Origin of the sequence: Flavonifractor sp. An306, assembly GCF_002159455.1 — a bacterium.
Classification (GTDB): Bacteria; Bacillota; Clostridia; order Oscillospirales; family Oscillospiraceae; genus Flavonifractor.
Window position 1 is genome coordinate 1 of the sequence record NZ_NFIQ01000088.1, and the last position, 12,873, is coordinate 12,873.

14 protein-coding genes are annotated in these 12,873 nt (G+C 46.9%); 7 read left to right on the plus strand and 7 right to left on the minus strand.

Annotated elements, in window-relative coordinates; translation table 11 throughout:
* Positions 1 to 796: IS110 family transposase (locus B5F88_RS16605; RefSeq protein ID WP_140402157.1), on the plus strand; the 796-nt coding region annotated here is incomplete at its 5' end.
* Positions 797 to 952: 156 nt separating this feature from the next.
* Here B5F88_RS16605 and B5F88_RS16610 read toward each other — a convergent pair.
* Positions 953 to 1,294 (minus strand): DeoR family transcriptional regulator, encoded by a 342-nt coding sequence (locus B5F88_RS16610; RefSeq protein ID WP_008979987.1) that lies wholly within the window; start codon positions 1,292 to 1,294, stop codon positions 953 to 955.
* 527 nt (positions 1,295 to 1,821) lie between these two features.
* The gene (locus B5F88_RS16620) at positions 1,822 to 2,556 is read right to left on the minus strand and encodes a DUF955 domain-containing protein (RefSeq protein WP_087348304.1); all 735 of its coding nucleotides are present in this window, start codon (positions 2,554 to 2,556) and stop codon (positions 1,822 to 1,824) included.
* A 144-nt stretch (positions 2,557 to 2,700) separates the two neighbouring features.
* Here B5F88_RS16620 and B5F88_RS16625 point away from each other — a divergent pair, with 144 nt between their 5' ends.
* Positions 2,701 to 3,534 (plus strand): XRE family transcriptional regulator, encoded by an 834-nt coding sequence (locus tag B5F88_RS16625; RefSeq protein WP_087348307.1) that lies wholly within the window; start codon positions 2,701 to 2,703, stop codon positions 3,532 to 3,534.
* 485 nt (positions 3,535 to 4,019) lie between these two features.
* On the plus strand, positions 4,020 to 4,481 hold the full coding sequence (locus tag B5F88_RS16630) for a DUF3879 family protein (RefSeq protein WP_087348321.1): 462 nt from the start codon (positions 4,020 to 4,022) through the stop codon (positions 4,479 to 4,481).
* 130 nt (positions 4,482 to 4,611) lie between these two features.
* Here B5F88_RS16630 and B5F88_RS16635 read toward each other — a convergent pair whose 3' ends face one another.
* The gene (locus B5F88_RS16635; protein WP_087348309.1) at positions 4,612 to 5,379 is read right to left on the minus strand and encodes a hypothetical protein; all 768 of its coding nucleotides are present in this window, start codon (positions 5,377 to 5,379) and stop codon (positions 4,612 to 4,614) included.
* 36 nt (positions 5,380 to 5,415) lie between these two features.
* Entirely contained in the window at positions 5,416 to 6,210 is a 795-nt protein-coding gene (locus B5F88_RS16640) for a hypothetical protein (RefSeq protein WP_140402158.1), read from the minus strand.
* A 235-nt stretch (positions 6,211 to 6,445) separates the two neighbouring features.
* On the opposite strand from B5F88_RS16640, the gene B5F88_RS16645 reads away from it, so the two are divergent.
* Both B5F88_RS16645 and B5F88_RS16660 read left to right on the plus strand, forming a co-directional pair.
* Positions 6,446 to 7,165, plus strand: a complete 720-nt coding sequence (locus B5F88_RS16645; protein WP_071429121.1) for a hypothetical protein — start codon at positions 6,446 to 6,448, stop codon at positions 7,163 to 7,165.
* 965 nt (positions 7,166 to 8,130) lie between these two features.
* Complete coding sequence (locus tag B5F88_RS16660; RefSeq protein ID WP_140402159.1) at positions 8,131 to 9,627, plus strand: hypothetical protein; 1,497 nt, start codon at positions 8,131 to 8,133, stop codon at positions 9,625 to 9,627.
* 254 nt (positions 9,628 to 9,881) lie between these two features.
* Here B5F88_RS16660 and B5F88_RS20390 read toward each other — a convergent pair whose 3' ends face one another.
* Entirely contained in the window at positions 9,882 to 10,538 is a 657-nt protein-coding gene (locus B5F88_RS20390; protein WP_140402160.1) for a hypothetical protein, read from the minus strand.
* Positions 10,495 to 10,965, minus strand: a complete 471-nt coding sequence (locus B5F88_RS16665; RefSeq protein WP_087348316.1) for a hypothetical protein — start codon at positions 10,963 to 10,965, stop codon at positions 10,495 to 10,497. The genes B5F88_RS20390 and B5F88_RS16665 overlap by 44 nt, the downstream gene beginning before the upstream one ends.
* 111 nt (positions 10,966 to 11,076) lie before the next feature.
* Here B5F88_RS16665 and B5F88_RS16670 point away from each other — a divergent pair, with 111 nt between their 5' ends.
* On the plus strand, positions 11,077 to 11,340 hold the full coding sequence (locus tag B5F88_RS16670; RefSeq protein ID WP_242959849.1) for a helix-turn-helix transcriptional regulator: 264 nt from the start codon (positions 11,077 to 11,079) through the stop codon (positions 11,338 to 11,340).
* 184 nt (positions 11,341 to 11,524) lie between these two features.
* Positions 11,525 to 11,752: a helix-turn-helix transcriptional regulator gene (locus B5F88_RS16675; protein WP_087348319.1), complete on the plus strand. Its 228-nt coding sequence runs from the start codon at positions 11,525 to 11,527 to the stop codon at positions 11,750 to 11,752.
* A 57-nt stretch (positions 11,753 to 11,809) separates the two neighbouring features.
* On the opposite strand, the gene B5F88_RS16680 is transcribed toward B5F88_RS16675, so the two are convergent.
* Positions 11,810 to 12,873 (minus strand): NlpC/P60 family protein (locus tag B5F88_RS16680; RefSeq protein ID WP_140402161.1); only part of this gene is annotated, 1,064 nt, incomplete at its 5' end.

Consider the following 12,873-nt stretch of genomic DNA (forward strand, 5'->3'; position numbering starts at 1 on the left):
CCAAAAGAATCGCATCGATAAATTTCTGCAAAGCTCCGGTTTCCGCTTCACAGCGTTTCTGTCGGACGCATTTGGCGCTTCCGGGCGAAACATCATCCGTCATCTCATGGAATACGGAAATATTTCGCGGGAAGCTCTGGATCGGTGTCTGAAAACACAGACCCGGAAACGTATCGACGAAATACTGATTGCCTTGAACGGTTCGCTCTCGGAGCACCAGCGCGGCTTTCTTCGCATGATATTTGGGCACTTGGAAGCACTTGAACAGCACCGGCATACTGTGGAGGACGCTATTACGAAAGAGATCACAAAGCACGAAGAGGCATTGAGCCTCCTGTGCTCCATACCGGGTATTGATGTAACTGCGGCAGCAGCCATTATCGCGGAGATTGGTACCGATATGAGTGCCTTTCCGGATTCCCAGCATATATGCTCCTGGGCCGGTTTGAGTCCCGGTAACAACGAGAGTGCCGGAAAACGCAAGAGTGCTCACATTAACAAAGGTAATCCGTATCTGAAGAGTATGCTCTGCGAGGTGGGATGGGTCATCTCCGGAAAACGAAGCTTGTACCTCTCCGGTTGGTACTGGAGGATAAAACAGCGGAAGGGCGCTAAACGTGCAACGATTGCTTTGGCTCGCAAACTGCTGGCGCTGATTTACACGATGTTGAAGACAGGTTCTCCATACAACGAAGACTGTTTTGAGATCCGCAGAAAACAAAGTGAGCGCAAACGGGCCAGCCGTATGGTGAACGAACTGCAAAAGCTGGGGTACTTTGTGGTGGCACCAGGCTGATTCCCACTGTACCATACTTCGGCCGGCGACAGGTTTTGGCCTGCCGCTTTTTGTGCTGCGATGGTTTTTCATGAGGCGTTGAAAGCCTGTTTGTCAAGGTTCACGCCCTCGCTACTTATTTTCGTAGCAAGGTGCCGTGGAGCGGCTGGCGCTCCTTCAGGAAGCGAAACGGGCCAGGATCTGGTTCATTTCATCCAGGTCCTCGCCATGCAGTCCAACCGCCAATCGCTTGAGCAGGGCAGTCTGCTTGGGAGATAGCTTTGGCCGGTCCTGAAAGTACCAGTCAGCCATCCTTACTCCGCCGCCATATCGGCCACGGACTGTTTCAAGGGGGTAGGTGAGTGTGAGTTCTTCAATGTCACGGCGGATGGTCCGTTCACAGACGCCGAGTTCCGCCGCCAGATTTTGAACGGTATCGCTCCGCCGCTGGCACAGCAGGTTGATGATCTGCTGATGACGGTTGTTGTTCCTCACACTCTCACCCCCTTTCACCTCCATGGCCGAATCATACAGGTTAAAGCGGACAGGCCATGTCCGGATTAGAAAAATTTTTTGAAAAATATTTCTGTAGCGTCCAGATATGAAAAATGCTCATTCAACTCTGCCTGAGAGCCGAATGAGCGTAAAAAGAGCCGCTTGATCTCGCTGGCGTGCGCCGTTGAGCTTCTCCACCATTTTGGTGGAGAAACATCATCAAGCGGCACATGGGAAGTCAGCGCATCAAGCGGCTCCGGGGCACAATCTTTGATTATTTTATTTTCGATGTTTATGCTCTGCGGAAAGAGACAGGCGGGAATCCAACATTCTCTCCGCAATTAGGGCATTTGATAAACGAATAGCCGTGGGTCCCACGGGACAGGATTTCAATCTTATGGTCGCAATAGGGACACAGGCGGGCCAGCGTTATGCTGCTGCTCCTGGCGCACTCCGCCCGGAGCCTATCCTGCTCCGCCTTAACTTGGGCATAACGGACTGGATTTTCGGTTCTGATATTGTATCGTGGCATAAGAAAGATTCCCTCCAGTTCAAAACAGTTCTTCCTCGTCCGGCTCAATACGGACAAGAGCATACGGATCTTTCAAATCATTCCGTGTCAAAAGTCCAAGCTGCTTTAGTCGGATGGAGAGGGCAGCTTTGGATACCCCCAGGTTTTCTGCCACTGTTGCAAATGCCTGATACTCTTTGGGCGCAAATACACGGTTTAACATACGGATTTTGGAGTACAATCCCACTGCTTTCATCTGTTTCACCAATAGATCCAGCGGCATTAAAATGGCAGCTGTCAGCATATTAACACGCCATTCTTCCCAGTCCACTTGTCTCCCGCCATACCGTATGGAGGAATCTGTGCAGCAATAGACATGTCGATGGTTTATACCTGAGGCATATTCTTTTGGAAAAAGCATTTTGAGAATCTGATGACTGGCCTCATGGACAAGGGTAAAATGCAGCCGTCCGGGATTTGCATCTGGCTCTGTTAGAGCGGATTCGATCAGAACCGTCTTGCCGTCCAGGAAAAAATGGGTCGGATTCTTGTTTTCATAAACCCTGACTCCTACCTGATCAAAAGCGGTCATGCCAAGAATAGAACCATCAATGGACAATGTCCGATATGTAATATCAAGGCCAAGAAGATCCTGAATCAAAAGCTCTGGGCAAACCCGTTGGCTCATAGGACCCGTAGTTCCAACCATTCTCTGATAAGCATTTATCACCCGTGTGGCAATAGCTTCTATTTCTCTTTTTGATAGGTATGGCACGTCGTCCCCTCCCTCCGGATGTAAACTATTATAATTATCTTAAAAGGATATGTCAATGTATATTTTATCTTTATAGGATAAATACATTGACTTGCTTAACAATGGAATCTATAATATTTTTATCTAAAGGACGGAGGGATTATCATGCCAAGTGAGAAAAAAAGCCGGGGTACAGGCCCAGCTAAAATCGTTTCTTTCCGCCCCAATGCGGTTTGGAATGCTGCCGAGGAACGCACGGGTAATATCATTGGACAAAGACTTTCCATGGAACGAAAGCGACGTGGCCTTACCCTGGAGGCACTGCGTGAGTTGCTGCAAAACCATGGTGTGGAGATCCAAATCCAGGGGTTAAACAAATGGGAAAAAGGACTTACGGTGCCCAATGCATACCAGTTTATTGCGCTCTGCCGCATACTTGGGATTGAAGACTGCATGGTTGGCATGGAGCCTGTACTTTTGAACGATACGGGGCTGCGAAAGCTGGATGAGTACAAGATGGATCTCATTGCTTCTGGCCGCTATCGTCCTACTTCGGAGCGATATACAGAAACTTACATTGAAATGCCAATCAGCACACTGGCTGTTTCGGCTGGAGTCGGTGAATTTTTGGATGAAGGCGGGTTTGAGATGATTCGCTTTCCCAAAAGTGCTGTCCCCGGTAATGCCGATTTCGGGGTTCGAGTCAATGGGGATAGCATGGAACCAGTCTATCATGACGGTCAAATTGTTTGGGTGGAAAAAAGGGATACTCTGCAGCCTGGAGAAGTAGGGGTATTCATCTGCAATGGGGAAGGATACTTGAAGGTGTATGACCAGCAAGAGCCAAGTGAGGAAAGCAAAGATGACTATGTGGACAGCTATGGAATACTGCACCAACAAGTTATTCTGGTTTCTTATAATAAACTATATTCTCCCAAGCAGATCTCGCCAAGTGACACTTTTTTTGTTGTTGGGCGCGTTATATCCAGTTTCAATTAGATACTCTCATACTGCATGCTGCGTAAATTGGACGAACAAAATCAAAATAATTTAACTTTAGAAATCTACATCCCCATGTGCTATTTTTGTTGTTGGTGTGCGTAAGATATAAGTTTTTTGTCAGAATGGTCGATAAAATAATAAAGGAACATCGATAACCGAGCAGACTATGGGGCTGATTGGGGAAAAGTGGTTCGATACCTTTAGCAAAAGCGCTGTGGATCAAACAGCTTCAGAGCCTGACATTCAGCAGATGTATTATCAAGTTGGAACGGACCCCCTCACGTTGGATACCGTTGCATCGGAAGTACTCAATCCTGGAGGATTGACCATTAGCTTGACCTCTGAGGGAAGCGTTACAAAGTATGGAATAAAATTGCCATGCCTAATGGTTGGAGCGACGCGGACTTCGAGTACTCGAAGAATTACGATCTTTGGAAGGAAACCCAATGATGTTATTGGATTTTGAAAGGAGTGTAACAACCATGACCATCACAGATATGGCCCGTATGATGATGAACGCAGACCGGTATCAGTGTGGGGGCACACAGCCGAAATATCCAAACGGCGCTGCGGTATCAGATCCTAATGCGCCTGATGACGGACTGGATATTACAGGCATGACTGCAGCGGACTTTCACATCATCCCTGTATCCAAAGAAGCAGAGCAGGCGGTACGAGATATAGCTTTGGAGCACATGAAAAAGTATTATGGAATGTCCGGGCCTGACGGTAATGACTTAGGAAATTTCATCAAGTCCTATTATAAACAAGTCCCCGTCTCAGACCGCGCCAATGCTGGCTGGACATTGAATCAAATGCACAGGGATGAGGCCTATCGTCTCTATGATTTTGTCCGTTCCCGTATCCCTGGTTGGGAGACTGGTCAATGGTTTGATACCAGTATTCTGGACGAATACCAGCGGGGCGTTGATGTAAAGGCTTAACTGTTTTACGTTTGAACAAATCAATATTGGTCTCATAAAACGAGAAGCACATCCCGGCCAGGATGTGCTTCTCGTTTTGTATGGAGCAAATCAATATAGTCCGATTTTCAAAATGCTTTCTCGCAACGGTTTATACTTGATATTCAAGTTTGTCAAGGCTATCACCGGGGCGCCAATCCCACCTTTTAAACTCTTGCATTCCGCCCAATAGATAATCTTGCCTCCCCAGCAGATAATCTTGAACATATTTCTGGTCAACAACCTTTTGATCAAGTGCCTGTAGCTGGTCCTTTCGGTCGATGCTCTTTTCCAGTATCATCTTCTGCATGAGTTCCCGCTTTAGGCGTTCCTCTGCCACATACTCGTTGTTCCGCTTGCGCTGTTCAACTCTACGGTCAGAACGATAAAACGCGCCCTCCGCTTTAGAATTGACCCATTGTGGCGTTGCTGCAGTATCGCTAATTCCATAGCTGGTCGCTCCAGCACTTGTAATCGTTGTTGTAACATGACAGTCAAAAGGAACCTTATGTGACTCTCTTGCATCTGCTCGAAGCCAATCCATGATTTCCTTGCGGTACTCTGGATCGTCCTTCATTCTTTGGAATCCATCTTCTGTAATATGTATAGAATTAGTCAAAACAGAGGCAGCGGTCATTGAATCGATTTCAGCCAGTTCCTTATAGATTTCCAACTTGAATGCTGTCATCTCATCAACTTCTGATACTTCTTGTGTTGCCGCCGCCTCATCTGTCTGACCTGTTGCCTGTGTAGCTGCATTTGTGTTTTGCACCATTTGTGTAAAATCTTGCTTTTTTACAGTGTTTGCTTTCTGTTGCATGCCGGAAAATTGCTGTGCCAACATAGAGGCACGGGAATATCCGTTGATCTGCATATCCATAATCCGTCCTCCCATCCGCCGAAAAAGATGTTCCTATTAAATGTTCCACATCCTGGTTTCTTGCATCCCCAACAGGTAATCTTGAGCATACTTTTGGTCAACAATCTTCTGTGCAAAAACCCTCTGATCAAGTTCCTGCTGCTGTACCTTTTGGTCAATGCTCTTTTCCAATATCATCTTCTGCATGAGTTCCCGCTTTAGACGTTCCTCTGCCACATATTCGTTGTTCCTCTTGCGCTGCTCAGCTCTGCGGTCTGCATAATAAAAGGCATCTTCTTTGTTCGTATCAAACAACTGTTTTGTTGCAGGGTCTTTGTTGTAAAGATCAACACTTGCACCATAAGATCTTCCTTCTACTCCTGTGATTGTTGTTGTTTGATGTATGCTATATGGCAGTCTATGAGAGGCTACAGCATCTGCCCGAAGCCAATCCATAATTTCCTTGCGGTACTCTGGATCGTCCTTCATTCTTTGGAATCCATCTTCTGTAATATGCACAGAATGGGAAAGGACAGCAGGAGAATACCTACCAAGGATTTCCTCAAGCTCATTATAAATTTCCTGCTTAAAAGCTGCCATCTCATCAACTTCAGATACTTCTTGTGTTGCCGCTGCCTCGTTTGTCTGACCTGCTGCCTGTGCAGCTGCATTTGTGTTCTGCATCATCTGCGCAAAATCCTGCTTTTTTACGCCGCCCGCTTTCTGCTGTATGCCGGAAAATTGCTGTGCCAACATAACAGTACTGGAATATCCGCTAACTTGCATAGCTATAGCCCATCCTTTCATCACCAAATTTCGGGAAATATTATGATTGCCAGCGTTTACATTCATTTCGCACTCTCTCAAGTATATTATCGTCATTTTTCGAGAAAAAGTAAGCATATAAAATGATTTCCTGTCTTTCTGCCTTTTTACATATCGCAGTATTGTGGAATCCCCATCCTTATCCCTTAACTTTTTGTGACACACGGTCGATAGATTAAATAGTGTAGTGCCTGTTCATCAAGACAATGAATAGACCGATTGCCACATAGTACATTTATATGTGAAAGGATGGGATGTTTTCATGGTTAGTGGAGTCCATTCGACATATGCCGGATATCCGACATCCGCCGGAAAGCCTGTTACCAATAATGCCAAAACGACAGAACAGGCACAATTGTATAGTGGCATTACCACCGTCAGTTGGGCAGATGTTATGGCCGGTACCGCCCCAAGTGGCAGTTTCGTGATATGCAAAACCCCGGAAGAAAGAACGGCGATGCGGGCGTGCCTTGCCAATGGTGCTTCGCGCAACTTTGGCCTTTCCAACCAGGAGGACTATAAGTCGGCGGCGGACCTCTCCACCGTATTGACTGATGAGGAATGGAAGAGTCTCAATCAGAAGTATGACCCGTCAAACATGACACAGCGAGAGTATAGTGCGCTTCTTACAGAATTGCACGACAAGGGATTGCTTAGTGACGGGGATCTGCATATGCTCTCTGTCTGTGAGGATGGCCATTCTTCCTGTATAAATGTAGGCGGCATCCATCTTTCGCCGGTATCCCCAGAGTTGATGGATGGTCATTGCATCACTTCGTTGACGAACAACAGCGCTTTTCCGAATGGTCAGCCTGTGGGCTTTTCCTCCGGTAATGCGCATTGCAATGTGTTTGACATGTCTGCATGGGAGAAAACATTCCAGTATTACGATCAGGATCGCTCGGAGTGGCTTCCAACCTGTAAGGCGCAGGCGTTCCAGTGGCTCGACACTATCCTGCAAGAAATGGTGTCACATAAATAAAATAGGCTGTGATACCGTCCGAATTTGATAAATTCAATTAAAATTTAGAGGGTAGCACCCCGGAAGTAGCGGTGAGATTGCGGCTGTAGTGGCCACTGTGGTAACCTTGGCGCTGCTCGTTGCGCCCATACCGGCTGCCTGGGTCAGTTTACGCCTCGGCCTCCAGCAGCTCGTCGAGGATTTCCTCTATGCTGCCTCGCACAAGTTCCTTGAGCTGCCCCTTGATAACTCCCACGTTTAGCTGTACGATCTTCACAGACATGGTTTGCTGTCTCCTTTCAGAATGGTGTGTCGCCACTTCATTCTACCAGAGATCTGCAAACCATGTCTCTTTTTATTTTTGCGACTTATTTTACCATGCTTCTAAAAACAACAGAAAAAGTGTGGATGTGTTTCTTACTTTTTAGATAAAATTACCGATATATAAATTGAGGAAATCTTTTAGAGAAGGTCACTCATATAAAGAAGTCCAAAAAAGTCGTTTCTATACTGTTGGCGCTCTCAATGGTTATGGCCTTGTCCATTCCTGCTTTTGTGGCAGAGCCAGTGGAGCAACAGCCAGAGGTGATGGCCTCCATCAATGGGGCCGGGGAGACAGTTTACATCCAGACTTTCAGTTTGGATGAGTTGATTAGACCTTGTGCAACTGACAGCTGTGAGACGGTGACAGCAAGGTTCCACTTTGGGGTTGGTGTTGAAGCCTGGAGAGAGTGGGAACAGTCCTCTCGCCGATTTCAGATTCACGACCCTTCCGGCGTAAGATTGCCCCTGGCCGTGGAGTCCTCAATGATAATAACAAAAATATGAAAGGGTTCGTTTTGCTTGCGCTGCTTACAGTTTAGAAGTCCCAGCCCAAATGACCGATAGAAGATGAGTGTCAGGCACAAGGTTGTAGCGTGACTGAGACAGATGTTACTTTTTGAAGTAAATATAATATGTTTAGCCGAAAGAGAGGATACCAAGTAATGGCTATGGTTAACGGCACTACATTTGGAATAAACCAAAGTTTATTTGTTTCAAAAAATACACATTATCAGACAAAAGAAATAACTCATTTCCCTTCAATTAGCAGAACAGATGTTTACGCCTCACAGCCAGATGATTCCAAGGGGTTAAATATAGAGAAGCTGCTAAAGCCAATGACAGCTGATACTGCACACAGTTTAGGAAGCAGGTACACTATTACAAATATGACACGCAACCAATACAGTAGTCTGTTACGTGAGTTGAGGGATATGGGCATTATTACGCCCCAGGACTTCAGTGTTGGATATGGAGGAATGATTCCATACACCGATACCAAAGGTAAAACAGCATATACGGAGGCAGATGGCTGGCCTCGGGGAAAAGAGCAGACGGACTTTGCAGAACTTCTGCAAAATTGTGCGAACACTTGCAGAAATTTTATGTCAAGCCAAGGCGAAGCAATCAACAGTACCCGCATGACGTCGGACTCTTATGACCGCCTTTCAAAAATTTTCAATCAAATTCAGGAGAATGTGCCGGAAAAGGAGGAGCCGACAATGGAGATTAATAGAATAGGGAATGGTCGGATTATAGGCCAGCAGTCGATTCGGAAGGACACGGCTATTACCCAGCCCAATCATACGTTTCAAGAACTGTTCCATGCACGTGCGGCAGAGGCGCCTGTAAAAATTGAATCCGCTGCTACCACTAATGCGATCCCAACGAATATAACCATATTGCCCGGCGACTCCGTAGAAGTAAAATTGGAAAAGCTAAAGCAGATTGCAAGCGTCTCCGACTATACGGGTATGTCTTACGAAGACATATACACCACAATATGGAACCGCTATAATGATGCCTTTGGCGGAAACTTACCGGCAATTATATGTCCTATGGGACCGTTAGCCAACGGTTGGGATGATATTTCCAATCAATTTTATGAGGAAACTGGAGAGGCTGTAATTCATCCGCTTTTTCAGGAGTTCTATGAGCAGGGCTTATTGGAAGAGGGAGAGTTTTACGATCGGGATGATACCTATATTATGCAGCGTATTTCAGACATCCAAAGTGCCCCACTGGGCTACAGCGGGATGAGCTTTGAAGAGAAGAAGCAGGCAATTTACAGCAAGTATCAAGGCAAGACCTCTTACATCGACTTTTTGAATATGCAGGGTGAGCTGCAGCATTCCTTAGTTTACATGAATGAATTAGGCCGGGAAGCTTCATCGGATTATCTGAGTTCAATGAATAGTCACATTACTTACGACTATGTGTACAAAAATCTGGGACTGCTGGACAAAATGAGCGCATCAAATCCCAATCCTCATAGCCAGCTGACAGAAGCGGAATGGGACGCAATTTACGCATGGCAATTCGATTCAGAAACACTGTTCCGCGACCTGAAAAGTTTCTTTTCCAGCGGCTTTTCTAATTCGCCTTCCCGCTTTGAAATTTTGGAGTTTTTAAATAATTATGAGAAGGAAGATAAAAGATAAAGGTAGTGTCAACAGCTCAAGAGTTTTGCGCAATCAGTTTACGCCTCGGCCTCCAGCAGTGCGTTGAGGGTTTCCTCTACGCTGCCTCGCACAAGTTCCTTGAGCTGCCCCTTGATAACTTCCTCGTTTAGCTGTACGATCTTCACAGACATGGTTTGCTATCTCCTTTCAGGATGGTGTGTCGCCACTTCATTCTACCAGAGATCTGCAAGCCATGTCTCTTTTCATTTTTGCGACTTATTCTACCTTATCGGTCAAGAGGTAAACAGATGCCCAATGTTGGTGATTGTTAAGTGGTCGCTGTCTTGGCCATGGGAGACTGAAACAGTATAAATTCGTATATTGTATTCGGCCCCCTCCTCTATAGGATGTACCTGAATCTCGTCCAAACGAAATAAGTCTAAGAGTACATAACCCTTAGTGGCAGTCCTTGCCAGGATTGCCCGGCAATTTCGGCAATAATGTGCGGGGTTCATCGGCTCCCCGTACTGTCCGGAAATGTAGGTAACACACCTTTGAATATCCTTCAGGCGGTCAATGAATAGTGGGTCTCCACTTTTCGTGAACATGATAACGCTGTGATTCAAACTCTGGTTTTCTGCCAATTCGCCGGGATAGATGCAGGATGGTTCATAGATCATCAACTCTGTCAGTTGACCTGTTGAAAGATCAAGCAGACATGGGGCATGAAATGTGGGACCACGGGAATTACTGCAAATGGCACAGGTTTCCGGCTCAGGGGTTGTGACAAGGCTTTTCCAAAAAGCCGCTTCTGTTTCGAGACACATTTCATTTCCTATATGCAGTCCGGCACAAAGCAGAAAAAGGCCACCTACATACAATATCACCAAATGATGTAGCCACTTCTTAGAAAGAAGATTTACCAACTTTTCCTGCAAGGTTTTCAACATGGATTTTCCCTTTCTTCTCCCTTGTCTGGGCATATTCTACCAGATCGCGCGCGTTGCTCGCCGGGTGCCATGCGTAGGCTATTAAATGGGAGCTGTGGTCTGCCATGTAATAGTTGGCTTTGATGATGGCGGCCCGTTTGGGTACAGTCTCCATACCCGGCGGATAAAAGGTTCCATCAAAGCCCACCGGCACAGGTATTGGACGATCAAAAGGATGATAAGGCAACAGCAGAGTCAGCGTCACCTCCGGGTGGCGCTTTTTTGCGTCTATGACAACTCTGGCCGCCAGCTTATCAAAATTGCCATAGCGGCCCACCATAAAACTGGTGACACTGTATTCGGTGATATGGCGTTTCACTGCCGCTGTCAAAGCAGGGAGCAGTTCATCGCCTGCCTCCCTGTGTCCAATAAAAAAGCAGATGCCCAACCATTTTCCTCCCTTCGCCTTTATTCCCCCTATATAAGGTTATCCTTTAATAGGGGAAATGTCAATCAGGATAACCGTTGCTAAAATAAACGGAGAAATGGGGGGATTGCGATGGACGGCTTGAAAAGCATAATCCAATACCAGACGCAGGAATATGGCCACATTAGAGTGAAATTAGCGGAAGTGCTGGACAGCCGCGGCATTACCCGCAACAAGTTACGAACTCTTACAGGGACGAAATATGAGGTCATTGACCGATATTATAAAGGTGTCAGCATAGAAATGGCGGATTTGGATTTCCTGGCAAAAGTCTGTTTTGTGCTTGATTGCGAGGTGTCCGATCTCCTGGAATATCAGCGCCCAAAGATGTCCTGATCTCTCATGTGCAATTTTGTTTGGTATGGAATGTGCCATTTTGAGGCGGTAATCCATGAATGGATTGCCGCTTTTTCTATCTTTATATTGCTTAATTATATCATTGTATTGCTATAAATAGCAATTATCCTCCATAAATATTTTCCCGTTTTGATGATACCCTTTTAATAAAAAGGGGTGCGCTATGGAAACAGCATATCGGGAACAGTTCATAAAGTTCGGCTTGAAAGTGCAATACTACCGAAAGTTGCATGGCTTGACGCAGGAAGCCTTTGCTGATGCCATCGGCAAATCATGGTCATTTGTTGCAAAGATAGAAAGCCCCACACGACCTTTTGGCGTATCGATGGAAACGCTGTTTCGGATCTCAGAGGTGCTGGAGGTTCCGGTATCGAAATTATTTGAAGAGTGAAAAACTCACGGTGAGAGCCAATCCTAACAGGAATTGTGTCTCACCGCGAGTTTTATTTTATTCCCCGTAATATAAGGGGCGTCCAATGTAGGTAAAGCCCTCCAGGCCGGTTATGACCACATTATTGGCTCCGCTGGCGCAGTGGACGATCAGCAGATTGCCGTTTTCGTCCCTGCCGCCCACAATGCCGACATGAGTATCTTCTGGATAGAATACCAGATCACCGGGCTGGGCTTCCTCCCAGGAGATAGAGGTACAGTAGGTGTGCTGCATATGAGCACCGCCACCATGGCCTATGATGTAGTCTCCATCTGTGATGTTATAAAACACCCAATCTACAAAACCGCTGCAATCTAATCCGTAGGGGCGGTATGTTCCGGTAGTGGAGCTGCCGTCTGCCCACACCTTAGAAAGCTGGCCCCAGCGGGAGTCCCAGCCGATCACCAGGGACTTCCCGCCCCAAAAATAATTAACCTTTCCTACCAGCCTACAAGCAGTTTCCACTACAGCCCGACGCTCCGGGTCCAGGTCAGCAGGTAGATCAGCCAGCAGCTTCTTGGCTGTGGCGTCAGAGATTGTGAGATCCCCTGCCAGAGTAGCCAGCAGGTTGGAATTTGCCAATAATTCATCCAGAGCCTCATTCTGCTCCTCGGTAAAAGAATAAAATACCCGCATATCATCCGGTGTCCTGGCGGTAATGGTCACGGTGAGTATCCGTTCCGTCCAGGCTGGAGTATCTCCATTGGCGGGGTGCTCCACCTCTCTGGAGGAGGATGTGAGCTTTGTCATATCCCAGAATACTGTACGCAGGGCCTCCACATTGGCCGCGTCCAATATCGCCACAGTCGTTCCACCAGAAGCGCCCGCCGTTTTGGCGGCAAACACCGCCAGAATATCAGACCAGGGGGGCGGCTGTCCCTGGATCTCCAGCGTATCATATCCACCCTCCGCCTGCATACTGGAGATCTTCTCTCCCAATTCGCCGTTGATCTGTGCCACCGCCTGGGTGGGAGAGATGGCCCCGGTTGTTTCATCAGGCCCGGCAAAAAAGATGCCCAGCGGTGAGGCGAGGATGATGCCGCACAGACAGATGACAACCACCACCGCAATCACCACCCCAC